This is a genomic window from Bremerella sp. P1 (genome assembly GCF_028748185.1).
GTDB lineage: Bacteria > Planctomycetota > Planctomycetia > Pirellulales > Pirellulaceae > Bremerella.
Genome location: NZ_CP118164.1, coordinates 1,149,089 through 1,175,662, shown reverse-complemented (window position 1 = coordinate 1,175,662; position 26,574 = coordinate 1,149,089). Strand labels below are relative to the sequence as shown.

The following is a 26,574-nucleotide window of genomic DNA, read 5'->3' as shown; positions in this document are numbered from 1 at the left end:
TGTCGTCCTGGTTTCGCTCGAGCTGAAAACCACGCGAAGAAGTTTGAAATGACTATGGGACGCAGTTAGGCTATGCCCAAGTAGAGGTCCTGATGTGGTTTGCCGCACGGTGACCTTTCGCAGGCGGCAAGGGATGCTCTCTGCAACGGCCAGAACACTCTTCATTATGCGTCAGTTCATCGAGGTGCTTCCATGTTTCGTTCTCTCTGGATCGCAACAATCCTAGCCGCCGGAGTCTGTCTGGCACTTACCGAGGTATCCTATGCCAAAGGTGGTGGTCGCACGATCACGGGCATCGCGACCGCTGGTGCTTTGCCGCTGGAAAGTGCGACAGTCGAGTTGTATTCGGCCGGATGGGGACATGCCTATTTGCTGGATAGTGATACCACGGACGAAAATGGCTTGTTCAGCGTTAACTATCGCCGAGCCAGCCACAAAGATCTGCTGTACGTGGTCGTCTCAGCCGGCGAACCAGGCGATAGCGAACTGGTGCTTGTCGCTGCGGTTGGTCAGGTTGGCAAGAACCTTTCGATCGCGATCCAGGTCAACGAACTGACGACGGTTGCTACCGCGTTTGCCTGTGCTCAGTTTATCGATGGCCACAAAATCTACGGCTTCTCGCCGGGGCTGGATAACGCATTCGCTACGACGACCAACCTGGTCGATGTGCAGACCGGCGAAGCCGCCGCAGTGATCTCGAATCAGAACAACGGGACGACGCTTCTCGAGTATCCGCGTACCACTCAGGCTTTGGTTACCTTCAATACGTTGGCCGATATGATCGTTGCGTGTGCTACCGACAATACCGGTGTCGCATGCGATACGTTGTTCGCTTTGACGACTCCACTCGGTTCACCTACCCCGACCAATACATTCGAGGCCATTCACAACATCGCACGCAATCCGGCCTCGTTCGACAACAGTGCGTTGTTGGCGTTGGCTCAAACATCGCCGCTATACGCACCGCTTTTGCTTGAACCTCCGATGGCCTGGATTCTGATGCTGCATTTCACCGAAGGTGGATTCAACGCACCGGGCCGGACGGCCTTCGATTCCAAAGGGAACGTATGGTCCAACAATAACTTCAATAACTTGCCGCCAGACGTTGATCCTGGCGAGCAGGTCACCGTTTTGAGTCCTTTGGGCCAGCCGATTCTCGGTAGCCCGATCGTCAATCCACTTGTTAATGGTTCGGGCTATGGCACGGCGGTCGATCGTTTCGACAACGGCTGGATCTCGAACTTTGGCAACGGTGATATCACGTCGTTCTCGCCACGCGGCGATTTGCGGCGGTACATTCCGTCGACCGTCTACGATGAGGACCCACCGGTCAAAGCGATGGGGATCGCGTTCGATCAGAAGGGGAACTTATGGGTGACGAACATGGGTGACTCGTCCGACCCGCTTTCCAACGGTTCGATCACGGTGTTTCTCGGTGCCAATCGCAATCGGGCGATTACCTTTCCCCGTGGAAAGAACGAAGGACTGATCGTTCGCAAGCCATTTAGCGTAGCAATCGATGCCAAGGGGAGGGCATGGGTTGCCAACTCAGGCTTTGCCCCAATTGGCGTCGGGAATGTATGCGTGCTCGAACTGACGCCTCGCGGCAGAATCAGAGTCGTCGCTCAGATCGATTCGCCAGGGCTGGGACAGACGCCTGACTTGTCGCTGCTGCGAAAATACGGCGATTTCTCTTCGCCCAAGACCATTGCCATCGACCAGGGAGGCAACGGATGGATCAGCAATTTTGAATCGAACAAGGTGACGTTTATCGATGGAACAACCTTTACGCCCACCGATTATGAAGCCGATCCTACGACCCACGGTTGGGGACTGGCGGTTGACGGTAGCAATCAGATCTGGATTGCCAGCTTTACCAATCCGCCCGGTGGTACGCCTGATCAGAATGTACCGCCATTTATCACCGTGATGCAGGGAAGTGGCGCCGATCGCGGCGACGTGTTGTTTAGCTACTCGAATCCTTCGTTCCAACACGTTACGGGGCTACAGATCGATGCTTCCGGAAATGTCTGGACCTGCAACAACTGGCAGTTGGACTCGACCAAGACCAACATCATCGGCGGTGACGGCCTGGTACAGGCCATCGGTGTGGCAACGCCGGTGAAGACACCACTGATTGGTCCGCCGCAAAACCCAGAGTTCTTCCACCCGCGGTTTGGCTTCCGCGGATTCGGACCCAGCAAGTGGTTCCCATTCAATCCCTGGTGGGGATGGTAGAACAAAAAAGGGGACGCATATGTCGCGTCCCCTTTTTCTTTTGGCTCGTGTCAAAGACCACTCGTGCTTACGAGTGACGTAGGGCCTTGTCGGAAATATCTTTCCGGCACCAGGCACCGTCCCAGCGGATGCATTTGACTGCGGTGTAGGCTTTCAGCTTGGCGGCCGAGATGGTGTCGCCGATCGCAGTTACACCCAGGACGCGTCCGCCGTTGGTCACGACCTGATCGCCATCCATCTTGGTGCCTGCGTGGAAGACCTTTACGTCTTCCAGTTTCGCGGCTTCGTCGAGGCCGCGAATCGGCTTCCCCTTTTCGTAGCTGCCGGGATACCCTTCCGAGGCCATCACGACGCACACCGCGGGGCGCGTGTCCCACTCCGGCGGATCGATCGATTCGAGGTCGCCCACGGCACAGGCTTCCAGGATGTCGACCAGGTCGGACTTCAACCGCATCAAGATTGGCTGGCACTCTGGGTCGCCGAAGCGAACGTTGTATTCCAGGACCTTTGGCCCCTGGTTGGTCATCATCAGGCCGGCATACAGAACGCCTTGGAAAGGATTTCGGGCACGCTTCATCCCGTGGACGGTTGGTACCAGGACCTTTTCTTCGACCATCTGCATCACTTGCGGCGTGACCAGTGGGGTAGGGGAGTACGCTCCCATGCCGCCGGTGTTGGGGCCTTGGTCGTCGTCGTAGGCAGGTTTGTGGTCTTGGGCCGGTGGCAGGGTGAGGATCGTCTTGCCATCGGTAATTGCCAGAACGCTGGCCTCTTCGCCGTCGAGCCGTTCTTCGATGATGATCTGAGCACCCGCATCGCCAAACACGCGCTGCCGACCGATCTGGTCGATTGCTTCCAGGGCTTCTTCGGCCGTATCGCAAACGGTTACGCCTTTGCCGGCGGCTAGACCGTCCGCTTTCACGACGACGTTGACGTCTTCCCCTTCGTGCGGGAAGCGGTCTTTGATGTAGCGAGCGGCCGCGTCGGCTTCGCGGAAAACGCGGTAGTCAGCGGTCGGGACGTCGGCACTACGAAGCGTTTGCTTGCAGAACGATTTGCTACCTTCCAGTTGGGCAGCGGCTTTGTTCGGGCCGAAGATCGTCAGGCCCTGCTCGCGGAAGTAGTCGACAGCGCCCGCAACCAACGGGGCCTCGGGGCCGACGACGGTCAGACCCACTTCGTTGCGTTTGGCAAACGAAACGAGTTCGGCGAAATCGGTTTCCGCGATCGGGACGTTCTCGGCGTCGATTTGCGTGCCGGCATTGCCAGGGGCAACGAACACGTTTCGTACGCGTGAGCTTTGTGACAACTTCCAGGCCAACGCGTGTTCGCGTCCGCCAGAACCGAGGACCAATACGTTCATAGCATCGTTGCCGCTGTGAAGGCGCTAAAACAACCGGGGTAAGCAATCTCGCAGTGTAGCAAATTTACGTCCTGTCGCTCACCACCTGGTACAAATCGGTCATCTTGGGCGAAATCAGACGTGATTGTCAAAAATGGGGGCAGGTTCCGGCAAAAAGTGACGGTAAATGTTAGATCGTCTTGCTTGTTTCCGGATTTTGGTCTGGTAAAACAGGCAATATGCAAAAGCATCCTGCCTGAACGCTTTTTTTCGATTCCTACCGACCTCTGCTGTTAGCAGATCTCCCTGTTTTTGAGAAGTTTTACAGCGATCTGAAACCATCTCCAAGGGGGTGGAATTCGTGCTGTAAAGTCCGTAAAGTAAACGGAATGCGCTCCCCTCATCCGGGTGCGACAGAAAACTCGGGCACGAGAACTATGAATGCATATAATGTGAGATGGATTGAAACGTCCCCCCGGGCGTTGGGCTCCCCTCGCTTCTCGTGGCCACTTAATTTACCCACCACCTCAGAGAAGAGTCCGACTAAGGAGTAACTTATGAAGAAGACACAACTTGGATTGATGCTGTTAGCGGTTATCGGCATTTGTGCACAAAGTGCCGTCGCTCAGGAATGGGGCACCGTTAAGGGACGTTTTGTGGTTGATGGCGACGTTGCCGCTCTTCCTGCGATGAGCGTGACCAAGGACGCCGAATTCTGTGGTCCAAACCTGCCTGACCCATCCATATTGGTGGGCGAAAAGAATGGCCTGCAAAACGTGGCCATGTGGTTGTATCTGGATCGTGGCGACAAGGCCCCGGCCGTTCACCCGGATTACGCTGCTGCTGCCAAGGTGCCAGTCGTGGTCGACAACAAGGCTTGCCTGTATGCCCCACACGTGGCGACGATCATGGTCGGTCAGCCGGTTGAATTCAAAAACTCGGACCCAATTCCACATAACTTCAAGGTCGAAGGTTTCGCCAACGCTGGCATGAACAACCTGGTTCCTGTTGGTGGCGTTTACGAACACAAGTTCGACAGCGAAGAACGTTACCCAATGAACGCCAGCTGCTCGATCCACCCTTGGATGTCGGCTAAGCTCGTCGTTCGTGAACTGCCTTACATGGCCGTTACCGGCGAAGATGGTTCGTTCGAGATCAAGAACTTGCCGGTTGGTGAGCACAAGCTGCAAATCTGGCACGAAGTTCCTGGCACCATCAAGGAAATGACCGTTGGTGGCAAGAAGGTCAAGGACCGCAAGGGTCTGCTGGAAATCACCGTCAAAGCAGGTGAAAACGACCTGGGTGACATCTCCATCGATGCCGGCGACCTGAAGTAACTCGCCCTTACTCGGAACGAATCCGATGCGACTAACCCACGTTGCTATTTTGACGCTGACTGTCCTGGGCATCTTTGCCCAGGACCTCGTTGCGCAGCAATGGGGAACGGTTACCGGTCGTTTCGTGGTGCAGGGAATTGTGATTCCAAAACTGCCAGCACTTGCGGTCACCGCGCCTGCTGTAGGATTCTGCGGAGACAAAGTCCCCGATCCATCGTTGCGAATCGGTCCGAAAAACGAGTTGCAAGACGTGGCACTGTGGTTGTACGTGGATCGCGGCGAGGAAGCCCCTACGCCGCATCCGATGTACGCGCCTCTCAAGAACCAGGCCGTACAGGTATCCAATAAAGGATGCATTTATGAACCGCACGTGGTGATGGTCCGGCCAGGACAAACGGTCGACCTCGTCAACGCGGATCCTCTTCCGCACAATTTCAAAGTCGAAGGCTTCGCGAACGCAGGCATCAACTTCCTGGTACCTGTCGGTCAGAAGCAAGCTCACGTTTTCGCCGATGAAGAGCGTTATCCGATGAACGCCAGTTGTACGATTCATCCTTGGATGACCGCGAAGATCGTCATCCGGGAATCGCCCTACATGGCGGTCTCTGGTCATGACGGCAAATTTACGATCGAGAATCTGCCAGTGGGAACCCACAAGTTTCAGGTCTGGCATGAAAGACCTGGGAACATCAAAGAGCTAACCCTAGGTGGCAAAGTCCTTAAGGACCGTAAAGGCGTTGTCGAGATCGTGGTCAAACCCGGGCAGAACAACCTGGGCGATATCATGATCAACGCTGGCCTCTTGTAATAGGGCCGAATCAAATCAACCACAAGCGTGGCGTCGTCACTGACCCTCGCTTGTTTATTTTTGGACCGAATGATCGGTTCTCCTGTGTGGAGAAGTCGGGAAGTTACCGTTTTCCTCAATCGTTTCCGTAGGCAGCAGACTGTCACCCAAGCAGGTGACGGCAAACTGGAACAAACAATGCGAATCAGCCAGGCCCCTGAGTTTGGCGGGCGACACTGGGCGGGAGGCCTGGTCTTGGCCGCTCTGGTTGGGGCAATCGTCGGATGCTCTTCGGAGCCAGCCCAATTCGAGTTAAACCGGATCGCGATGCACAAGTCCGAGGTCTCGCTAGGTGCGAACCTGGACCAGGCGTATCAGATCGATCCGATCGCCAAGGTCCTCGACGAAACGTTCGGCACGCCCGACGAGCCCATCGTCCCCGATGTCCCCGATATCGAAGAGGTGATGGACATCGAGCACCTGAAGATGGCTGCTGGTCCCTATGGCAGCGACGAAGATGGCAGCCCGCGCGGGCTCTATCGCCAGCACTGTGTTCATTGCCACGGCATCACCGGCAACGGAGCCGGTCCAACGGCCGCGTTTCTGAACCCTTACCCGCGAAACTTTCTGACGGGCAAGTACAAGTGGAAGTCCACCAAGACCGGTTCGCCACCGACGCATGATGACCTGAAACGCGTCCTGGTTAATGGTGTTCCTGGTACGGCGATGCCTAGCTTTGCCTTGCTTCCAGAAGACGAGGTCGAAGCCCTCGTGCAGTATGTGAAGTACCTCACGCTGCGTGGCGAACTCGAGCGAAACCTGCTGCTCGAGTTTTCGGACCTGGATACGTCGGTCGTGAAGCCGGTCGAAAAGCGATCTAAGGAAGAGCAAGAATACGTCGCCAGTCTCTCGCCGGAAGATCTTGAGGAAGAGAAGGCCGACCTGGACGACGTCGTCGAAGAGTTGACCGATCCGGAAGTAGTATTGGAAGAATTCCTGGCTCCCATCGTCGAAGGTTGGGCATTCGCGTACGAAAACGTGACTGAAGTACCGGAGAAGCCGGAATCCGAGCTTGCAGAGTCGATTGCCGCTGGTCGGGATTTGTTCTTCAACAAAGGTGGTTGTGCCACCTGCCACGGTCAGTCAGGCGTGGGCGATGGCCAAACGGCCGAGATGTTCTACGACGACTGGACCGAAGAGTATTACGACCCGAAAGCTCCTGAACATTTGGAAGAGTTTTTGGCCCTGGGTGCCTTGCCGCCAAGAAAGCTCGATCCGCGTAATTTGCGTTTGGGTAACTTCCGTGGCGGTCGCCGACCGGTAGATGTCTACTGGCGGATTCGCAACGGGATTGAAGGGGCCAAGATGCCTGCCGCTCAGCAGCTTTCCGAAGAAGAGATTTGGCACGTCGTGGACTATGTCCGCAAAGGCTTACCGTACGACACCTTGAGTCAGCCGCCTGAGCACGAGCAAGAGAACGTCCGCGTCCGAAATTAGTCATAGCAAATCGTGATAAGAACCAGGCAGCGACTGGTTGCCTGATTAGTAGAACAGCCACGGCTGGAAGTAGGAGAGTCCCTGGTGGGAAGATTCTGGAGTCTGCTTTTTCTTAGCGTCCCAATCCTGGGGGTCATCACATTCGTGTGGTCGGCCATGGGATTGTATCCGCTTGAACGCCATTGGTTTCCTGAACTGGTCGTTGCAGATAGTAACATCGATCACTTGTTCTACGTGATTCTTGCGATGACTGGCATCGTGTTCATCGGAACCGGGCTGGCCATGTTCTGGTTCCTGTGGAAGTACGACGATAAGAAATACGACGGTCCCGTTTGGTATTCGCACGGTAGTCACATGTTGGAAATCATCTGGTCGGTGATCCCAGCTGTGCTGATCCTGTTTTTGGCGATCTACCAGATGGATGCCTGGGCTGGGGCTCGCATGCGTCGACCCATGCTCGAAAACGGCCAGCCCAAGCCGGCGATGGCACGCGTGATTGGCCGCCAATTTGAATGGAAGATTCAATATCCCGGCAATGACAAGAAGTTCGATACGCCGGACGATCTCTATACGACGAATGACTTGCACGTTCCTCGCGATGAAGAGGTGGTTCTCGAGATCACCAGCGAAGACGTGCTGCATAGTTTCTTCCTGCCGAACTTTCGAGAGAAGCAGGATGTGGTGCCTGGCATGAAGCAGTTCATATGGTTCAAACCGGTGAAGGACGGGAAGTACGACATCGTCTGTGCCGAACTGTGTGGCTGGGGACACTACAAAATGAAAGGCCAGATCACGGTCGAGTCGGCTAGCGATTATCGAGCGTGGCTTGAGAAGGCCTATAACGAACAAGAATTGTCCGAGTATTCGCTGGCTGAGGCAGAGTAAGAAACGATGAGCAGCATCACCGCGGATGGGCAAGCGACTCACGCCCACACATCAGGCGAATTCGGCGTTGGCGAATTCATTTCCACTTACGTATTCTCGCGCGATCATAAAGTGATCGGGCTGCAGTTCCTGTTTTCCACGCTTTTGTGGTTCTTGATCGGCGGCCTCTTGGCGATTGGTATTCGCTGGCAACTGGCTTGGCCGTGGAGCGATATGCCGGTGATCGGTCCGATGCTCTTTTCGGCCGAAGGGGGACAGATTTCTCCTGAGTTCTACACCATGCTCTTCACCATGCATGCCACGGTGATGACCTTCCTGGTCATCATTCCGATCCTCGCTGGTGCGTTTGGTAACTACCTGATCCCGCTGATGATTGGTGCCGACGATATGGCCTTCCCCACGCTGAATATGCTCAGCTACTGGGTGATGTGGCCGGCGTTTCTCTTTTTCGGAGGAAGCTTTTTTGTTGCCGGTAACGGGGCGTCGAGCGGTTGGACAAGTTACCCGCCTCTTTCCTCGGTGACGGAAGCCGCACCAGGTAGCGGGCTGGCACAAACCATGTGGCTCATCGCACTAACGTGCGTGGGTATCAGTTCGATGATGGGTTCGGTCAACTATATGACCACCATCATCCAGATGCGTGCTCCAGGCATGACGATGATGCGTCTGCCGATGACGATTTGGGGCATGTTTATCACGGCACTACTACAAGCATTCGCGCTGCCTGTGTTGACGGCCGCTGGTTTCATGCAATTGGCTGACCGCGTGTTTGGCACCGGCTTCTTCGTGCCGGAAGGGCTGATCGTGAATAACTCCGAAATGGTCGCCGGTGGTGGTCAGCCGTTGTTGTGGCAGCACTTGTTCTGGTTCTACTCGCACCCGGCGGTGTACATCATGATTCTGCCGGCGATGGGTATGGTCTCGGACATCCTCTCCTGTTTTGCCCGCAAGCCGCTGTTTGGCTACAAGCCGATGGTGTATGCCATTTGCGGGATCGCCGGCCTGGGCTTTATTGTCTGGGGTCACCATATGTTTGTCTCAGGCATGAACCCGGGACTGGGTATGACCTTCATGGTCGCAACGATGATGATCGCTTTGCCTAGTGCGGTGAAGACGTTTAACTGGCTCGGCACGATCTACGGGGGCAAGATCAGCTTCACCACACCGATGCTGTTCGCGTTGTCCTTTGTGTTGATGTTTGTGATCGGCGGTTTGTCCGGGATCTTCATGGCCGCTACGCCGGTCGATATCTTTATTCACGACACCTACTTCATTGTTGCTCACTTCCACTATGTGCTGTTTGGTGGAACGGCGATGGCCGTATTCGGGGCAATCTACTTCTGGTTCCCCAAGATGTTCGGCCGGATGATGAACGAACCACTGGGCAAGATTCACTTCCTGCTGACGTTCCTGTTTATGAACGGCACGTTCTTTACGATGCACATTCTGGGGGCCGTGGGCTTCCCGCGCCGATTGGCCGACCCGTACCACTACGAGACCTTCCGGCACCTGTTGCCGATGAATCAGTTCATGACGATCTGCGCCATTCTGATGGTTGCCTGTCAGATATTCTTCATCGTGAACTTCTTCTACAGCATTTTCTTCGGGCCAAAGGCCGGTCGAAATCCTTGGCACGCCAACGGTCTGGAATGGCAAGCTCCGAGCCCTCCTGGCCACGGAAACTTCGACTTCCAGCCGATCGTCTACCGCGGCCCGTACGAGTATGGTTCGCCTGAAGTGGATGAAGACTATTACCCGCAAACCCAACCACCGAACGAACGCGGCGACACGGACGAGCCTGCGACAATGGTGAATCACTAAACGCATGGCTAACCCGGTACAATCCGAGTCCCCTTGGCCACATCGCCTGGCGATGCTGTTGGTCTGCGCGACCTTCCCGCTGATCTGGATCGGTGGTCTGGTCACGACAACCAAAAGCGGCATGGCTGTGCCGGACTGGCCGTCGACCTATGGATACAACATGTTCTTGTATCCTTGGCAGACGTGGGTGTTCGGGCCGTACGACCTCTTCCTGGAACATGGTCACCGGTTGTTGGCCTCGACCGTTGGCATGCTCTGCATTGCCTTTTTGGTGTTGGCCATTTGGCGAAAAGACAAGTCGTTGATCACGCTGGGGGTGATTGCCCTGGTGCTGGTCCTTTCACAAGGCGTGCTTGGTGGTCTGCGAGTCGTCTGGGACAAAACGACCATTGCCCGCGTCCATGGCTGCGTGGGGCCGCTCTTCTTTGGCTTCCTGGTTTACCTGGAATGCTTCACATCGAAGCGGCTTCAGGCGATGTCTCCAATCGAGTCGACCCGCAGCGGTAGCTACCTGCGGTTGTCGATCGGTTTCATGGTCGTCGCGTTTTTACAGATCGTGCTTGGATCGTTGATTCGGCACGTGCCCCTTTCGATGACGCACGGCGCCTTTCGCGCGGCGTTGCTGTTTCATGTGATTACGGCATTTCTGGTGGCCGTCAGTGCCATCGCGATTTGCTTTACTGCGTGGCGAGACGCACAGGGTCAGCGAAGCATTCGATTCACATCGACCTTCGCGGTGCTGCTGATCGTTGGGCAAATTCTCCTTGGTATCGCGGCCTACACCGTCAAGTACGGTTGGCCAACTTTCCTGCCAGGCGGAGCCTATTTCGGTAGCTTCGTCGTTCAGTGGGAAAGTGCGATGCAGTCGATGATCGTGACGGGGCATGTTGCGGTTGGATCGTTAATTCTGGCTTGCAGCGTGATGCTGGTGGCCTATTGTCTGCGTTGTTATCCAATCGCTTCTTCGCAAGCGAATTCCTCCCCAGCCAAGCTCACCGGGACTCCGGGCAAAGAGGTGATGGCATGAGTAGTGGTCCTGCCACGTTGACCGATCGCAAAGCACGCGTAAAGCAGCAATTGAGCGACTATCTCGAGCTTACCAAGCCCAAGATCGCCGTCCTTTTGTTGGTATGCGTCGCGATTGCCGCTTACTGCGCAAGCAACGGTCAGCCTGACGTGGCCCGCCTGATTCACGTGATCGTTGGCACCGCCTTGGTGGCCGCCAGTAGCTGCGTTTGGAACCAGTGCCTGGAAGTTCACGTCGATCGCCGCATGAACCGCACCTCCCAGCGTCCCATTCCCAGCGGTCGCTTGTCGCGTTACTCGAGCGCTTTGTTCGGCACGCTGTTGGGTTCGGTTGGTATCTCGTATCTGCTCGCGACCGTGGGTGTTATGCCGGCACTGATCGGGGCGCTGACTTGGATCCTGTATGTATTCATCTACACGCCCATGAAGCAGGTCACGCCATGGAACACAACCGTCGGTGCGATCGCTGGCGCGTTGCCGATGCTGATGGGCTGGCTGGCCGTGAACCCCGTGCTGGATCTGAAGGCTGTCGCTCTGTTTGCGATCTTGTTCTTCTGGCAGTTCCCGCACTTCATGGCGATCGCCTGGCTGTATCGTGAAGACTATGCCCAAGGCGGCATGAAGATGTGGTCCGTTGTCGATAACAGCGGAACCAAGGCAGGCATTCAAGCCGTTTCCGGAGCGATGGCCCTGCTGCTGGTCAGCGTGGTTCCAGGCATCGGCCAGGCTGCGATGCCCAATGTTTTCTACATGCTCCTTTCCTTGCTTGGTGGCGTGTTCATGTTGGTTGCCTCGTGGCGTTTTTTCACATCGCGAGACGACAAGACCGCCCGGCAGTTGTTATTTGCCTCGTTGATCTATTTGCCCTGCCAACTGGCTTTGCTGGTCATTTTGCCCAGCAGTGTCTAACGGAAAAAAGAACCTCAAGTAGACTGACCCCGCATGTCCGATTCTCATAGTGAAGATCATCACGGTCACATCGAGCTGGAATACCACCCGGCGCTGCCGCTTTCGCTAGGCAAGCTTTGCTTGTGGCTGTTTTTATCGACAGAAATCATGTTCTTCGCCGGCCTGATCGGCGCGTACGTGGTGCTGCGGTTCGGTGCTCCGTCTGGTAGTTGGCCGACACCGCACGACGTCTACCTGAGCGAGCCGATCGGTGCGTTCAATACGTTTGTGCTGATCTGTAGCAGCTTGTCGATCGTGCTCAGCCTGGAAGCTGCCCGTAAGAATCAAAGCGGTTCGGCTAAGAAGTGGCTGCTGGTCACGTTCGTTCTGGGCTGCGTCTTTCTAGGTGTGAAAGCGTACGAATACAAAGAAAAGTTCGCCCACGGTATTTTCCCGACCAAAGAAGGTCGTCGGCTGTATGATCAGCCAGACGTTTACTACGTGTCGGCGCTCAAGGTGCGGCTCGAAAACCTCAAATCGGAACTCTCGGAAGAACAGAAGGAAGAGGAAGTTCTCGAAGGAGTGACCAAGGTCGACTTCATCGATACGATGCTGACTGGTGGCGTTGCTTACGCCGCACGAACGGCCACCAACACCGAGAACCCGATCGAAGCCCACGCCATTCTCGAGTCACTCGCCTATGCGGTGCAGCATCACGAAGTGTCCGACTACCAGGCCACGCGGCTGCGAAACGAAAAAGAGTCGATTGCCGGGCCTTTGGCCAAGGTCGAAGACGATCTGAAAACCAAGGAAGCCCGTAAGACGGAACTTTCCGAAAAGCTCAAGCCGCCCGCGGAAGGGGAAGAAGGACCTTCCGAGGACGAACTGCGTGAAATGCGTGTCGAACTGGGCGGGCTTATGCAAGAGCTGGCCAAGCTCGAGCAAGATGCCAAGCCGTTGCGTGAGCGGACTGCTTTTCTCAATCTGCTACTTGCCGATGATGCCCACCTGCTGAACCATGGTATTGGGCACGAAATGGAATGGATGAAGCTTCCCTTCGTCCTTCCGAGCGGCAACATGTGGGCCAGCACCTATTTCCTGCTGACTGGCTTTCACGCCTTGCACGTGGTGGTGGGTTTGATCATTTTCGCCCTGGTAATTTTCAGCACGCTGGATGTCAGCAAGTCGCACTACCTGGAAAACGCAGGCCTGTATTGGCACTTCGTCGACCTGGTGTGGATTTTCCTCTTCCCGCTGTTGTACCTGTTTTAAAGAAGTGAATCCGTGAGCGAACCGAATACACATCCACCGGCGCACGAGCATCATTTGCACAACGACGAAGAGCTGCATGCTTCGACCGGTAACACCAAGTACTGGGTGGTCTTTGTGGCTTTGTGCCTGCTGACGATGTGCTCGTTTCTGACCTATTTCGATTGGTGGGATACGGCCATTCCGCCCCACGTGAGCATGGCCTTCATGATGGCCGTCTCGTGCGGCAAGGCCTTGCTGGTCATGTTGTTCTTCATGCACCTTTTGTGGGAAGCCAACTGGAAGTGGGTGCTGACCGTTCCCGCTGGCATGATGGCCATCTTCCTGGCTTGTATGCTGATTCCGGATATCGGCATGCGAACCGAAAAGTACTCGCAAAGCCGTTGGCTGCACGCTCCGGTGCCCCATGTCCATGTCGACGATGCCGCCGCGCTGGATCAGGCCCCGGCTGCTCATTAAGTTGAACTGCGAATGATTGCCCCGCGCGCCGTATCCATCGAAAACGTTTCCCATTTTTATGGAAAGCGGCAAGCGCTGGTCGATGTCACGCTATCGATCGACCCGGGCGAGATCTTCGTCTTTCTCGGTCCCAATGGGGGCGGCAAGTCGACCTTGTTTCGGCTGCTTTCCACGTTGATGCCACTCGCTCACGGCGATATCAGCATCCTGGGTAATGGGGTGCGTTCGCATCAGCACCAGGTTCGCCAGCAGATTGGGGTCGTCTTTCAGATGCCCAGTCTCGATAAAAAGCTGACCGTCCTGGAAAACATCCACCAGCAGGCCGCTCTGTACGGAATTACCGGGGCCGCGCTCACCGAGCGAACTGCCTTGCTGCTGAACAAGCTGGAACTAGAAGATCGCCAGAAGGACATCGTTGAGGACCTTTCCGGAGGTCTGCGACGACGTGTCGAACTGGCCAAGGGAATGTTGCATTCGCCAAAGATCTTGCTGCTGGACGAGCCCAGCACGGGACTCGATCCGGCTGCCCGTCAAGCGATGTGGCGTTACCTGGAATTCCTGCGAACCGACCAAGGCGTCACGGTCATTCTTACCTCGCATCTCTTAGAAGAAGCGGAGAAGGCCGATCGGATTGCTATCCTCGATCAAGGCAAGCTGGTCGCGCTCGATACACCGGATGCCCTGAAGGATAAAATCGGCGGCGATACGATCACCATTCGTTCGCGTCAGCCCGAAGCACTCATTCGAAAACTGCACGACGAGTTGCAATTGAATGCCAGCGAGGTCAGCGAACTGGTGCGTCTGGAAACCGAAGACGGCCCCGCCACGATCCGTTCGATCATGCAAACGGCCAGCGAACTGGTCGATGCGATCACGCTTGCCAAGCCTTCGCTGGAAGATGTCTTTATCGCGATGACTGGTCGGCAGTTTACCGAGGAGGTAACCCCATGACCTCCGAAGCGATTGCCAGCCCCAACCCATTGGCCGCCGCCTGGTCGCTCTGCCGCCGCGAGATCGTACGGTTTCTGCGGCAGCGGAACCGCATTGTTGGGGCGATAGGCCAGCCGATTATTTTCTGGCTTCTGTTTGGTACCGGGCTAACGGGCGTCTTTCGGACATCAGGGCAGGGGGGCACGGACGAAAGCTTCACCGTTTATTTCTTCCCAGGCACCTTGCTGCTGATTGTGCTGTTCACAGCGATCTTCGCAACGATTTCGATCATCGAAGACCGCAACGAAGGCTTCCTGCAATCGGTGCTCGTTTCGCCCATCCCGCGGTGGTCGATGGTGCTGGGTAAGGTGCTCGGCGGAACGATTCTCGCCGTAGGGCAGGCGATGATCTTTCTCTTGTTGGGCTACTTCGTCGGTATTCATATGAATGCCGTGCAGTTGGTCTCCATTTTTGGACTTTTGGTGGTCGTCGGTATTGGGCTGACGTCGCTGGGGTTCTGGCTGGCGTGGCGGATGGACTCGACGCAGGGGTTTCACGCTGTGATGAATTTGCTGCTGATGCCCATGTGGCTTTTGTCCGGGGCGTTCTTTCCCATTCCCACCAATACGTCGTCGATCGGGCAGTGGGTTTTGAGTTGGGTGATGACGCTCAATCCGGTTACCTATGCACTGGGGGCCATCCGACAAATCCTGCATGCGGAAACCGCGCCAAGCTTTTTGGGTGGGGAGACGACTGGGCAATTTTGGTTGCCCGGCGTAGGCCTTGGCGTAACGATTACCATACTATTTGCCATCGTCATGTTCGCCTTGGCCTGCCGTGCGGCAGGGAAAACAAGGCGAGGAGATTGGATATGAAACCCACCACCGGAATTTTCGTTTCTGCCGTGCTGTTGATCCTGTTGGGACTGACGATGTTCTGGGCAGCACTCAATCGTGGCCCCAGCGGCGGTAGCATGCCGATTGACGATCACGCAACTGAGGGACCCGAGGTCGAGCTGAACCGTGAGATCGCCCCGTTCGAGCTGATGTCGGCCCAGGAAGAGACATTCGATACGGCATCTTTGGATGGAGACGTCTGGATTGCCAGCTTCTTCTTCACCGCGTGTCCTTCGATCTGCAAGATGCAAAACCAGCAGATCGCGATCCTGCAGGAAGAGTTCGCCGACGAAGGCATCAAGTTCGTTAGTATCACCTGCGATCCCGATAACGACACGCCGGCCGTTTTGCGTCAGTATGCGGAGTCATTTCAAGCGAAGCCTGGCGTATGGACTTTTTTGACTGGTGATATGGAGCAGCTGAAGCAGATCACCGAAGGATCGTTTCAGGTTGCCTTCGAGACACAAACGCACAGTGACCGCCTGATGGTCATCGACAAAGCCGGCAAGCTTCGCGGGACTTTCCGTGCGACCGATTCCACGGACTTTTTGCGTGCGAAGAAGATGCTGAAGGAACTGTTGGCTGAGCCTTATGATAAGAAAGCGACCGAAGAGGAAGTCGCAGAAAAGGAAGAACCTCGCAAGCAGACGATGGATAGCTTTCAGCTGACCGATAGTCTGGATCAGCCATTTAATAGTGAGTCGCTCGAAGGAGATATCTGGCTGGGCAGCTTCTTCTATACGTCGTGCCCCGGCAGCTGCATCATGCAGAACATGGAGAAGGCTCGGCTGCGAAACGAATTCAAAGATCGTGGCTTGAAACTGGTCAGCATCACCTGCGACCCCGATAACGATACCCCGGCAGCATTGGCTGGATATGCCGAACGCTTCCAGGCCGATCCCGATCGCTGGTACTTCTGTACCGGCGAGTTCGACTATATCCAGAAGATCGGCAGCGACTTCTTTGATATCAAAGTCGAACCGCAGTATCACAGCGATCGCGTTTTTCTGGTGGGGCCTGATGGCAAGGTGATCGACTCGTTCCGCACCAGCCAGAAAGATCAGATGGAGTCGCTGCACAAGACGCTGGATGAAATGCTTCCGCCGGCCAAGGACGAAGCTGCCCCAAGTGAAACCGAGAAGAAGGACTAACGTGTGGATTTGGTAACGCTCTTACCCCATGTGAATGCATCGCTCAACGGCCTGGCGACCCTGCTGTTGGTGGTCGGCTTTGTGCTGATCAAGCTGGGTAAAGTCGATGCGCACAAATGGACGATGCTGGGCTGCTTCGGCGTATCGGTGGTCTTTCTGGTGTGCTACCTGGTGTATCACGCCTTGATGGAAGGGCACAGCAAGACGTTCCCTGATTATCCGGCTGCTTGGATTCGATACAGCTATTACATCATGCTGCTTAGCCACGTGGTGCTGGCTGCGGTTGTGCCCTTTTTGGCGGTCATTACCATTTATCTGGGCCTCAAGGATCGCCGCGAAGCCCACCGCAAGATTGCCAAATGGACCTTTCCGATCTGGCTTTATGTTTCCATTACCGGCGTCTTAGTTTATCTTTGTTTGTATCAGTTCTTTCCTCCAGAGGCCGCAACCTAGGATTATGAACGCCCTGAAAGCCATCTTCGCCAAGTTGAACTGCGCCGCAGCACTACTGTTGGTGCTCGGGGCCCCTTCGTGGGCTTGGGCGTGTCCGACGTGCAAAGATGGCTTGAGCGACAACTACGTGAGCGCGTACGCATTCAGCATCCTGTTCATGATGATCGTTCCCTACGTGCTGCTGGGAGGCTTTTTCCTTTACATCGTGGTGTGCTACCTGCGCAGACCAGCGGCCGAGCGAAAAGAACTGTCCGCTGATGAGTTGACCGATATTGCGCTGAAAAAAGCGAAGCAGGGGATTCCGACCCAGCCCCCTGCGTTTGACTAGTTCGCCGGGTTTCTTCGCGTCTTTTCTTGACGAAACAGCCAGCTTAATCGGACCCTTTCCCCCAATAGTTGGTGGAATCGCAAGTTCCAGGCTGACGCTTTGCTTTTCCGGGGCAGTGGCGGCTTCTATACTGTATGCGGAAGGCAATTATCGTCAGGAATAGCGAGTGCATGAGATCTAGGCCAACGCTGACATCGCGATCTGCAGGACTTGTTTGGGTCCTTCCCCTCTTGCTCCTGGGCGCGACTCAAGCCTTGGGCCAGGCTCAGGATGTATTTGCCCGGGCTGAGTTCTCGCTGACGGTCGAACTACCTGAAACCAAAAACGACACCAAGAACCTGCTGGCCCAGGTCGATCAGCAACTGCAACAACAAAAGTGGCAGGATGCGATCGACACCCTGGAACGGCTTATCAGTGGTCATGGTGACGAACTCATTGTCCAGGGAAGCGACCAGGTCGACCTGGGAAGTGAGTATGTCTACTACGTCGAACTGAAGACGTATCTGCGTCGCCGCATCTCCGAGTATTCTCGGCAGATGCCCGAGTTCCTCGAGGTCTACCGCACACGCATCGATTCGTTGGCCAAGCAAGATCTCGACGCCGCGATAGCCTCCCGCGATCCGGCCCAGCTCTCTGCTGCGATCAATACCTACTTTCTCAGCAAGCACGCCGACGAGGCGCTGCTGCACATGGGAGATCTCCTTCTCGAACAAGGTCGCTTTAACGAAGCCCGCACTGCCTGGGAACGCATCTCTCCCCGTTATCGGACGCCAGAAGATCCGGAAGGTGTTTTGCTGGCCATGCCGGGGCAGCCAATCTGGGTTGCCGTCGATGGTGTCGACTGGGGAAAGCACCTCGATTACATCGAAAGCTTATTAGACGAGAACCAGGCATCGAGTTCGCTGGCGACCACCGCCGATAGCGATGTCGATCCGGCCGCCGTCTGGGCTCGACTTTGCCTGGCATCGTGGCTGGAAGGGAGCAGCGATCGTGCTGCCGTCGAACTGGAACTGTTGCGGCAACTCCATCCCGATGCCCAGGGGTATCTGGGAGGGCGTGACGTTAACTATGCCCAGTTCCTGACCAAGCTGGTAGCCTCGTCACCTGGCGAGCATGCTTCGCGACACGCGAATACCTGGCCAACCTATGCAGGCTCCTACGCTCGCACCGCCAAGGCCGAATTGCCGGAGCGGGCCAAGACGTTCAAACCGAACTGGAGCGTCTCGCTCGAGACTCAATCGTTGTCGCGTGTCGGAGGCCGAAACGGCTTTGGCGAAGATCGGGAACTGCAACGTATTCCATTGGTGGCTGAATCGTCCGATGCACTCCTCAGTACGTTTCCCGCGGTAATGGATGGCAATGTCATCGTCGCGGATGAAGAGCGAGTACGTGCGTTCCAGCTCGATAGCGGCCTGCCTGCGTTTCCGACCGAGGGCTCCCAGTTCTTTGATCGAGATGAACTCGATTACGGTGCGTTCCATACCGGCGGTCGTCGACTCGATTTCGATTTTAATATGCGTGGTCGTCGACGTGGTTCACCCCTGTCGGCCATGTCGCTGAAACTGATTCATGCCCTGGGCCCCGATCGCTTCACGCTCTCGTCCGACGACAGGAAACTCGTCGCACGGATCGGAACGACCGCGATCGGTGTTCCCTACGTCCAGTCGCAGTTTCAAGACCCGGCCGACATGGTCGTGTTCGACATGCGGAAGGAAGGCAAGCTCGAAGCGCGGATACCTCCAGTGACCGAGCTTTCCGGTCCTTGGTCATTCGAAGGCACGGCGATCATCCAGGGAAACCGTCTTTACTGCGGGATGATCAAGTCAGGCGTTCGAGACGAGTCTGCCGTGGCATGCTTCGACTGGACGACTTCGCAGATGTTGTGGCGGCGAACGATCTGCCTGACACAGCCCTACGGAAGTGGTCTGGTCGCCGGCGGAGAGTATGGCTTTCGTTCGCACAACTTGCTGACGCTCAAAGATGGCGTCCTGTATTACAACACCAATCATGGCGTGATCGCTGCACTCCAGGCTGATCGCGGCGAAATGCTGTGGCTCACGCGTTATCCACGCCGGGGCTTGATTCCCGATAAGCTTGAAATGGCACACTCGCTGGTACAGCGCAACGTCAACCCATGCATTGTTACCCGCGGGCTCGTAGTCACTATGCCGCTTGACTGCGAGCGTCTGTTGGCCCTTGATGCGGCAACGGGGCAGTTAGTCTGGCAAACGGTCCCCGGCGGTCTCGATCCGCTGCACCTGGTGGGTGCGACCAAGGATGATGTCCTGGTCAGTGGCGAACAACTGTTCTGGGTTCACCTATATTCCGGCAAGATTCGGGCCGAGTTCCCCAACGTAGATCAAATGTTCCGCGATCGAGGATACGGCCGTCCGGCGCTGGTCGGTGACCAAGTGTACTGGCCGACTCGCGACAAGATCTTCCGCCTTGCAACGCAGCTTGATTCGAGCGGCAGCGTGAAAGAAGCCGCGTTGCCAGTCGATCTGCTGCAATACGGGGAAGAAGGTGGCAATGTCGTCGTAGCCGGAGGGCAGATGATCGTTGCTTCTCCTAGCCGTTTGACGGTTTATTCGCCATCGCCCCTGCTAGAACCTCCCGACGCCTCTTCCACAAACGAATCCAACTAAGCACAACGAACCGTTACGCGTCACGTAATCCATTTCCGCAATTGACTTCCTACGGACAACGATCGAATGACGAGCGAAAATGATGCCGCCGCAGCCGCCAGACTGGCCGAGGCGTATGAACTTCTGCAACGCGAAATTGGCCGCGTGATTGTCGGTCAGGAAGAAGTAGTCGAGCAGCTTCTGATCGCCCTGTTTGCAGGCGGTCACTGTCTGCTGGAAGGGGTGCCAGGGCTGGCGAAAACGTTGATGGTCCGTTCTTTGGCCAGCGCGTTGCACCTGGAGTTCAACCGTATTCAGTTCACGCCTGACCTGATGCCGTCGGATATCACTGGCACGGAAATCATTCAAGAGAATCGCAGCACCGGGGAACGAGCCTACCGCTTCGTTCCCGGTCCGATCTTCAGTAATGTGATCCTGGCGGACGAAATCAACCGAACGCCTCCCAAGACTCAGGCCGCTTTGCTCGAGTCGATGCAGGAGAAGCAGGTCACTGCCGGTGGCTCGAAGCATGCGTTGCCCAAGCCGTTCTTCGTGCTCGCCACGCAAAACCCGATCGAGCAGGAAGGTACCTACCCGCTGCCGGAAGCGCAGCTTGACCGATTCATGTTCAACGTGCGGATTGACTACCCTTCCGAACTGGAAGAACTGGAGATCGTCAAACGCACGACCGCCGATGTTAATACGGAGATTTCGCCGCTACTGACTGGCGAAGAAATCATTCAGCTTGCTCAGGTCGTGCGGCGTGTGCCGGTAGCGGATCCGGTGGCCCAGTACGCAATTCGTCTGGTCCGCATGACACGTCGCGGCAACGACATTCCGTCGAAGATGGAGCCGTACATCCAATGGGGTGCCGGTCCGCGGGCCAGCCAGTTCCTGGTGCTTGGCGCGAAAGCACGAGCCATTTTGCAAGGTCGCGAGTTCGCTACCACCGACGACGTGAAAGCCGTGGCGCTGCCGGTACTGCGGCACCGCATTCGAACGAGCTTCAACGCCGACGCGGAGGGCATCACGACCGATCATGTCGTTCAGCAGCTTTTGGAAAACATTCCCACCACGGTAGAGGACCAGCAATTTGTCGACGCTTTTAGATCCTCAGACGCTGGCTAAAGTCCAGGGGCTGCGGCTGCGGGCAAAGCATATCGTGGAAGGGCTGATCGCCGGCTCGCATCGTAGCCCGCACCGCGGGTTCTCGATTGAGTTCGCCGAGCATCGCGACTACGCGCCCGGGGATGATCTGCGCTACCTCGACTGGAAAGTCCTCGGCCGAACTGACAAGTACTACATCAAGCAGTTCGAAGACGAAACGAATTTGATCTGTAACCTTGTGGTCGATGTCAGCGAAAGCATGCGCTACAAGAGTCCCGATGCCGCGATGAGCAAGCTTGAGTATGCCCAGTGTATTGGGGCGACGCTGGCCTGGTTAATTTTGCAGCAGCAAGACGCCGTCGGGCTGGTTACGTTCGACGATCAGGTTCGTTCGCTGGTATCCCCCAGTGGAAGTCCTGTGCAACTGCAGCAAGTCATCGACGTACTGCAAACCGTCGAATCGAAAGAGAAAACACAGATTGGCCCCCTTTTGCACGAACTATCAGGCCGGCTGAGTCGTCGAGGCTTAGTGATCGTGCTCAGTGACTTCTTCGACGATGTCGAGTCGATCATGGCCGGTCTGAAGCATCTGCGGTTTCGCAAGCACGACATCATTTTGATGCAGGTGCTCGACCCAGCGGAACTCGATTTTCCCTTTGATCGTCCCACTATGTTCAACGGACTGGAGGCATTTCCCGAGTTGTTGGCCGATCCTATTTCCGTTCGCAAAGCGTATCGCGAAGAGATCGAGGCTTTCGTCAATGACCTTCGCAGCCAGTCTTTGGCGAACCAGATGGATTTCGTCCAGATCCGTACCGACCAACCTTTCGACGCCGTGCTTCGTAACTTTTTCAATCACCGCAATGCCCGGCTTGTGTAGCCCACTTTAACGAAACGCTTGTTAACCCTGTGAATCCATTCGCTTTTTCCAGTGCGACGATGCTGTTATGGGGATTGGCCGCCGTGGCGCCGATTCTCATTCATCTGTGGAATCGTCGTCGCTATCGCGAAACGGATTGGGCCGCGATGAAGTTTCTGTTGGCTGCGATGAAGAAGAATCGTCGCCGCATTCAAGTCGAACAGTTGCTATTGCTGTTGGTTCGCTGTGCGATTCTGTTGTTTTTCGCGATCGCTTTGGCCGATATCTCTTGCACCGGTGGCTCAGGCATCAGTGGCTTTGGCGGTCCCGGCTCGGCCACACATACCGTTTTAGTGATCGATCAGTCGTACAGCATGGCTTACGGCGAAGAAGGTCAGACTCGCCTCGATCAGGCCAAGGAACTGGCTCGTCGAATCGTCAACGAAGCTGGCGAAGGAGATGGGTTCACGCTGCTGGCGATGGGCCGCACGGCCAAAGGAATCATTTCCGAACCAGCGTTCGACCCGAACGACGTGCTGCGGGAACTCGAGCAGATCGAGATCGACCCTGGCGTCGCGGCGCTTGATCTTGCCCTGGCGGAAATCGAAGGAACACTACGAATGGCAGCCCGGGACTTCCCTCGACTTCGTCGTGCCCAGGTCTGCATTCTGACCGACTACGGCGATGTGACTTGGAAAGAGGCCGCTTCGCAAACTAACGAACAGGTACTGGCCAAGATCGAAGAGCTGGCGGTCATGCAGACATTCGATGTCGGTCAGCCGCAAACAACCAACAGTGCGATCATCGGGGCGACGCAGCTTACGCCTTATCTAACGCCAAACCAGTCGGCTCGGTTTCGAGTTGATCTTTCGTGCGACAACGCCTCGCAACTTCCCAGCCAGGTCGTACAGATGCTCGTCGATGGTCGGCTCGTCTCACAGAAGGTGGTGCCGTTCGTTGACAATCAGGTGGTATCGGTCGAAATGAATACGGTCTTCACCCAGCCTGGTACCCATGCGATCGAGTTTCGATTAGAGGACGACCTGCTGGCGACTGATAACCGTCGCTTTATTGTGGTGGAAGTAAAGCCGCAGTTGCGGATCTTGTGTTTGGCCGACGACGTTCCTTCGCTCAAGTTTTTGAAGCTGGCCCTCGATCCGTCGGATTCGATCCAGTCGCCCGTCAAGGTCGAGACGATGAGTGCTTCGGCACTGATGGATATCGACCTGCTGTCCTACGATGCCGTCTACCTGTCCAACGTGGCTCAGATCGCTCCGGACGAGGCCGCCATTCTTCGCACGTTTGTCCAACGCGGCGGCGGACTCGTGTTGTTCCTGGGCGACCGGGTGCAAGCGGCCAGCTACAACGCAGCCTTGGCCAAAGGGGATGATACTGCGTCGTCGCTAATCGATATCAAGCTCGATGGACCGACCCCGCGCGGCGAGTACTTTTTAGATCCCCGACAGTATGAGAGTCCACTGCTGGAGTCGTTTCGCGGACAGCAAGCTGGCGGCCTGCTAACGACCCCTGTGTGGAATTACTTCAAGGTCACCACCAGCGAAGACTCCACGGCACAAACGGCCCTCTGGTTTGGTACCGGCGATCCCGCGATTGTGACGTCGCGTTATCAAACGCTTTCGCAAGATAAGGAAGATGCCGTCGCGACTCGACTTGGGGGCAACGTGATTGTTTTCTGCCTGCCGGCCAGTACCGACTCGGTCGATCGTTCGCTCGATCCGCCGGCTGCTTGGACAGTTTTTCCGACTTGGCCAAGCTTCCCACCGTTGGTGCAAGAGTCTCTCTCGCTGGCCGTCGCTTCGCAGTTCGATCGCCGTAATCGCGAGCTCGGCGACGTCTTTGAAGGTGTCATCGAAGGAGACCCTGGTGCGAACCTCATCGAGGTGATTTTGCCGGATGATCAATCGAGCCGGATCGAAGCGGTGGCCCGTGATGATCGCTTGTTCTGGGCGTTTGACGGAACCGATAAGGTTGGCATTTATCGCTCGAAGTCACTTTCTGATAGGGCGACCGAAAAGGTTGAATTCGCCGTTAACGCCGATACCCGCGAAAGTGATTTGAGCCGGGTCTCGATGGAGAACGTGCCGCCATCGCTCCAGCCAGGTGACCGTGGATTCGACCCGGCCTCCGGCGGTCAGATGGCAGCCGTACCGGCTTCGGTGGAACTCTTCCGCTACGCGTTAGTGCTCGTGATGGGATTGTTGTTTTTTGAGAGTTTCCTGGCCTATCGATTTGGGGCCGCCGCACGATGAACGACGCATGGCGACAATTCGTTCGGTGGACCTTGGCGGATGAAAGTCCGGCCACCGATTCCACCATGGAAGTGACCTTGCAGTGGGCACCTCCGTGGGCCGCCTGGATCACGCTGGCGTTGGTTATCGCAGCGGTTCTTTTCTTCGGCTGGATCTACCACAAAGAAAACATCCAGAGGGCTATCCCCAAGTGGGCAGCGCTGTTGGCAGCCCGGCTCACGCTGATCGGTATTGTGCTGTTCATGCTGTATGGTCTTCAGCAGCAGCCATTTCAGACTGACGCCCCGGACTTGGTGATTGCGGTTGACGATACCGAGAGTATGTCGCACCTCGATACATTCGCGCCAGGTGACGAGTCGCTGATTCGTTCCCGTGTGGAAGCCGCCAACCTGGGCGAGCCGACCCGCTGGAATCAGGCCCGCACGCTGCTTCTGGAAAATAACGAATCGCTGATGGCCAAGCTTCGCGATCGCTATAACGTACGAACTTATTGGATGGGAGAATCTGGTCGGGCCCTGACTATCCCCGACGACCAGTTCACTCAGACGCTGCGAACGGCGACGCCCGATGGCCAGGTCAGCCGACTCGGTACCAGCTTGTCACAAATCTTGGAACAACAACGTGGCCGGCCGACCGCCGCCATCGTCCTGTTAAGTGACGGCGTGACGATCGAAGGGCCGAGCCTGTCCGAAGGTGCCCAGCAAGCCGCGCTGCGTGGTGTGCCGATCTTCCCGATCGGGATCGGTAGCCAGCAACTTTCACGCGACCTGCGGATTGAAGAAGTGGTCGTCGACCCGATTGCGTTTGTGGGTGATACACTCACCTTTGTGGTGCGTCTTTCGGCTCAAGGTATGTCTGGAGAGTCGGTTCGACTTTCGGTTGCCGACCGAGAGAACCCTACGCTTACACTCGACGAGCAGAACGTGACCCTGCCGGCCGAACGCGTCACGCGCGAGATTCGCTTGCAATTCCGCCCGGAAAAGGTGGGCGAGTTCGACTACGTGGTTCAAGCCGAGCTGGAAGGGGGCAATACGCCGGACGATAACTTCTCGGTGACGCGCAAAGTGAAAGTGCTCGACGCGACCATTCGCGTGCTGTACGTCCAGGCCTATCCGCGGTTTCAGTTCCGCTTTCTGAAGATGCTCCTCGAGCGGCAGTTGAAACGCAGCCCGGTGTCAGGGGCCGATGAGAAAGCGTTCGAGCTGACCACCATTCTGCAAGACGCTGATCAGTCGTACGCCGACCAGGACGAGACCGCCGAGGTAGCGTTTCCGGGGACACGCGAAGAACTGTTCGACTACGATGTCGTCATCATGGGGGATGTCAATCCGGCGTTTCTCAGTCGCGAACAACTGCAGAATCTGCAAGATTTTGTGCAGGTCAAAGGTGGCGGCTTGATCTTTGTCGGTGGGCAGAGTTACTTACCGTGGGACTACCGCTCGACGCCGCTGGCTGCTCTGCTTCCGTTTTCGCTGGATGATGTTCGGCGGTCGGATCCCGATCAGGCGTACACCCAGCCGGTCCCGGTTGAACTGTCCGACTTGGGTCTGAACACGTTGCCGCTGCAGGTTACCGAAATGCCTGCCGACACCATCGCCGCATGGCGGGGCATGAACCAGGTTTACTGGCACGTTCCGATCGAGCACCTCAAGCCTGGGGCCCAAACACTGGCCACGGCGTCGCGTCCGGATGGATCGAAGCAACCGCTGCTAACGCAGCAGTTTGTTGGCCGTGGCAAGGTCATGTTCCTGGGAAGCGATGATCTGTGGCGGTGGGACTATCACGATGAATTCTGGATGCAGACGATTCGTTACCTGGCCCGTTCCAGCCTGCTAGACTCGGATGGATCGGTCGAGATCACGGTCGATCGTTCGACCTATCGCACCGGCGAATCGGCAACCGCCCGGGTGCGTTTCTTCGACGAGAGTGAAGCACCACCCGAAGACGATGGCGTTCAGTTGACGCTTGAGAAACCGGACGGAAGGACGCGAACGATTACCATGTCGCGGGTAGCCGGCAACCGAGATTTATTTGAAGCCACCATTCCAGGGCTTACTGCCGGCGACCATCGACTGTGGATCGTGCAGCCTCTTTTGCGAGGCGATTCCGGTGAGACCGAACCCCCGTCAACGCAGTTCACCGTCGAGCCGGTTGCGGGAGAAATGACCCGCTTGGATATGGATCTCACCGAGCTCCGCCAGACGGCCTCGTCGACGCGAGGACAGTATTTTTCGTTTTTGGAGGCGGACTCGTTGTTAGAAGCCCTACCACGAGGACGACAGGTAAGAATTCAGACCTTGCCCCCCGAGCCGCTATGGAATTCCTGGAAACTTGCCCTGTTGTTCGTCACACTATTAATTGGTGAGTGGGTTCTGCGAAAACGTATGGGCCTGGTTTAGTTTTTCCC

21 protein-coding genes are annotated in these 26,574 nt (G+C 56.3%); 20 read left to right on the top strand and 1 reads right to left on the bottom strand.

Features of this window, described 5'->3' with window-relative positions; translation table 11 throughout:
* Positions 1-192: 192 nt before the first annotated feature.
* The gene (locus PSR63_RS04935; RefSeq protein ID WP_274331248.1) at positions 193-2,238 is read left to right on the top strand and encodes a hypothetical protein; all 2,046 of its coding nucleotides are present in this window, start codon (positions 193-195) and stop codon (positions 2,236-2,238) included.
* Between the two features lie 67 nt (positions 2,239-2,305).
* On the opposite strand, the gene purD is transcribed toward PSR63_RS04935, so the two are convergent.
* Positions 2,306-3,601 carry a phosphoribosylamine--glycine ligase gene (purD, locus tag PSR63_RS04930; RefSeq protein WP_274331247.1) on the bottom strand — a complete coding sequence of 432 codons (1,296 nt, stop codon included), beginning with the start codon at positions 3,599-3,601 and terminating at the stop codon, positions 2,306-2,308.
* A gap of 536 nt (positions 3,602-4,137) precedes the next feature.
* On the opposite strand from purD, the gene PSR63_RS04925 reads away from it, so the two are divergent.
* The 19 genes from PSR63_RS04925 (at position 4,138) to PSR63_RS04835 (ending at position 26,566) form a co-directional block, all read left to right on the top strand.
* On the top strand, positions 4,138-4,917 hold the full coding sequence (locus PSR63_RS04925; RefSeq protein WP_274331246.1) for a hypothetical protein: 780 nt from the start codon (positions 4,138-4,140) through the stop codon (positions 4,915-4,917).
* 25 nt (positions 4,918-4,942) lie between these two features.
* The gene (locus PSR63_RS04920; RefSeq protein WP_274331245.1) at positions 4,943-5,725 is read left to right on the top strand and encodes a cupredoxin domain-containing protein; all 783 of its coding nucleotides are present in this window, start codon (positions 4,943-4,945) and stop codon (positions 5,723-5,725) included.
* Between the two features lie 177 nt (positions 5,726-5,902).
* Positions 5,903-7,201 (top strand): c-type cytochrome, encoded by a 1,299-nt coding sequence (locus tag PSR63_RS04915; protein WP_274331244.1) that lies wholly within the window; start codon positions 5,903-5,905, stop codon positions 7,199-7,201.
* Positions 7,202-7,285: 84 nt separating this feature from the next.
* Positions 7,286-8,086, top strand: coding sequence for a cytochrome c oxidase subunit II (gene coxB / locus PSR63_RS04910; protein WP_274331243.1), 801 nt, complete (start codon positions 7,286-7,288; stop codon positions 8,084-8,086).
* Positions 8,087-8,092: 6 nt separating this feature from the next.
* Positions 8,093-9,907, top strand: coding sequence for a cytochrome c oxidase subunit I (locus PSR63_RS04905; RefSeq protein WP_274331241.1), 1,815 nt, complete (start codon positions 8,093-8,095; stop codon positions 9,905-9,907).
* Positions 9,908-9,911: 4 nt separating this feature from the next.
* Positions 9,912-10,934, top strand: a complete 1,023-nt coding sequence (locus tag PSR63_RS04900; protein ID WP_274331239.1) for a COX15/CtaA family protein — start codon at positions 9,912-9,914, stop codon at positions 10,932-10,934.
* The gene (gene cyoE, locus PSR63_RS04895; protein ID WP_274331238.1) at positions 10,931-11,842 is read left to right on the top strand and encodes a heme o synthase; all 912 of its coding nucleotides are present in this window, start codon (positions 10,931-10,933) and stop codon (positions 11,840-11,842) included. The genes PSR63_RS04900 and cyoE overlap by 4 nt, the downstream gene beginning before the upstream one ends.
* A 33-nt stretch (positions 11,843-11,875) precedes the next feature.
* Positions 11,876-13,093, top strand: coding sequence for a cytochrome c oxidase subunit 3 (locus PSR63_RS04890; RefSeq protein WP_274331237.1), 1,218 nt, complete (start codon positions 11,876-11,878; stop codon positions 13,091-13,093).
* 12 nt (positions 13,094-13,105) lie between these two features.
* Entirely contained in the window at positions 13,106-13,549 is a 444-nt protein-coding gene (locus tag PSR63_RS04885) for a cytochrome C oxidase subunit IV family protein (protein ID WP_274331235.1), read from the top strand.
* Between the two features lie 12 nt (positions 13,550-13,561).
* Positions 13,562-14,500: an ABC transporter ATP-binding protein gene (locus PSR63_RS04880; protein ID WP_274331233.1), complete on the top strand. Its 939-nt coding sequence runs from the start codon at positions 13,562-13,564 to the stop codon at positions 14,498-14,500.
* A complete protein-coding gene (locus PSR63_RS04875) occupies positions 14,497-15,354 on the top strand; it encodes an ABC transporter permease (RefSeq protein WP_274331231.1) in 858 nt (285 codons plus the stop codon). The genes PSR63_RS04880 and PSR63_RS04875 overlap by 4 nt, the downstream gene beginning before the upstream one ends.
* Positions 15,351-16,526 (top strand): SCO family protein, encoded by a 1,176-nt coding sequence (locus PSR63_RS04870; RefSeq protein WP_274331229.1) that lies wholly within the window; start codon positions 15,351-15,353, stop codon positions 16,524-16,526. The genes PSR63_RS04875 and PSR63_RS04870 overlap by 4 nt, the downstream gene beginning before the upstream one ends.
* Positions 16,527-16,529: 3 nt before the next feature.
* Positions 16,530-16,979: a DUF420 domain-containing protein gene (locus tag PSR63_RS04865; protein WP_274331227.1), complete on the top strand. Its 450-nt coding sequence runs from the start codon at positions 16,530-16,532 to the stop codon at positions 16,977-16,979.
* 4 nt (positions 16,980-16,983) lie between these two features.
* Positions 16,984-17,307, top strand: coding sequence for a hypothetical protein (locus PSR63_RS04860; protein ID WP_274331225.1), 324 nt, complete (start codon positions 16,984-16,986; stop codon positions 17,305-17,307).
* Between the two features lie 170 nt (positions 17,308-17,477).
* Positions 17,478-19,952, top strand: coding sequence for an outer membrane protein assembly factor BamB family protein (locus PSR63_RS04855; RefSeq protein ID WP_274331223.1), 2,475 nt, complete (start codon positions 17,478-17,480; stop codon positions 19,950-19,952).
* Between the two features lie 66 nt (positions 19,953-20,018).
* A complete protein-coding gene (locus PSR63_RS04850; protein ID WP_274331221.1) occupies positions 20,019-21,059 on the top strand; it encodes an AAA family ATPase in 1,041 nt (346 codons plus the stop codon).
* Positions 21,025-21,918 carry a DUF58 domain-containing protein gene (locus PSR63_RS04845; RefSeq protein WP_274331219.1) on the top strand — a complete coding sequence of 298 codons (894 nt, stop codon included), beginning with the start codon at positions 21,025-21,027 and terminating at the stop codon, positions 21,916-21,918. The genes PSR63_RS04850 and PSR63_RS04845 overlap by 35 nt, the downstream gene beginning before the upstream one ends.
* 29 nt (positions 21,919-21,947) lie before the next feature.
* Positions 21,948-24,167, top strand: coding sequence for a BatA domain-containing protein (locus PSR63_RS04840; protein WP_274331217.1), 2,220 nt, complete (start codon positions 21,948-21,950; stop codon positions 24,165-24,167).
* Positions 24,164-26,566, top strand: a complete 2,403-nt coding sequence (locus PSR63_RS04835) for a hypothetical protein (protein ID WP_274331215.1) — start codon at positions 24,164-24,166, stop codon at positions 26,564-26,566. The genes PSR63_RS04840 and PSR63_RS04835 overlap by 4 nt, the downstream gene beginning before the upstream one ends.
* Positions 26,567-26,574: the final 8 nt, after the last annotated feature.

Bases quoted from the DNA above. Each gene is read 5' to 3' on its own strand.
- PSR63_RS04935 (WP_274331248.1), top strand. From the start codon at position 193: ATGTTTCGTTCTCTCTGGATCGCAACAATCCTAGCCGCCGGAGTCTGT.
- purD (WP_274331247.1), bottom strand. From the start codon at position 3,601: ATGAACGTATTGGTCCTCGGTTCTGGCGGACGCGAACACGCGTTGGCC.
- PSR63_RS04925 (WP_274331246.1), top strand. From the start codon at position 4,138: ATGAAGAAGACACAACTTGGATTGATGCTGTTAGCGGTTATCGGCATT.
- PSR63_RS04920 (WP_274331245.1), top strand. From the start codon at position 4,943: ATGCGACTAACCCACGTTGCTATTTTGACGCTGACTGTCCTGGGCATC.
- PSR63_RS04915 (WP_274331244.1), top strand. From the start codon at position 5,903: ATGCGAATCAGCCAGGCCCCTGAGTTTGGCGGGCGACACTGGGCGGGA.
- PSR63_RS04905 (WP_274331241.1), top strand. From the start codon at position 8,093: ATGAGCAGCATCACCGCGGATGGGCAAGCGACTCACGCCCACACATCA.
- PSR63_RS04900 (WP_274331239.1), top strand. From the start codon at position 9,912: ATGGCTAACCCGGTACAATCCGAGTCCCCTTGGCCACATCGCCTGGCG.
- cyoE (WP_274331238.1), top strand. From the start codon at position 10,931: ATGAGTAGTGGTCCTGCCACGTTGACCGATCGCAAAGCACGCGTAAAG.
- PSR63_RS04890 (WP_274331237.1), top strand. From the start codon at position 11,876: ATGTCCGATTCTCATAGTGAAGATCATCACGGTCACATCGAGCTGGAA.
- PSR63_RS04880 (WP_274331233.1), top strand. From the start codon at position 13,562: ATGATTGCCCCGCGCGCCGTATCCATCGAAAACGTTTCCCATTTTTAT.
- PSR63_RS04875 (WP_274331231.1), top strand. From the start codon at position 14,497: ATGACCTCCGAAGCGATTGCCAGCCCCAACCCATTGGCCGCCGCCTGG.
- PSR63_RS04870 (WP_274331229.1), top strand. From the start codon at position 15,351: ATGAAACCCACCACCGGAATTTTCGTTTCTGCCGTGCTGTTGATCCTG.
- PSR63_RS04860 (WP_274331225.1), top strand. From the start codon at position 16,984: ATGAACGCCCTGAAAGCCATCTTCGCCAAGTTGAACTGCGCCGCAGCA.
- PSR63_RS04855 (WP_274331223.1), top strand. From the start codon at position 17,478: ATGAGATCTAGGCCAACGCTGACATCGCGATCTGCAGGACTTGTTTGG.
- PSR63_RS04850 (WP_274331221.1), top strand. From the start codon at position 20,019: ATGACGAGCGAAAATGATGCCGCCGCAGCCGCCAGACTGGCCGAGGCG.
- PSR63_RS04835 (WP_274331215.1), top strand. From the start codon at position 24,164: ATGAACGACGCATGGCGACAATTCGTTCGGTGGACCTTGGCGGATGAA.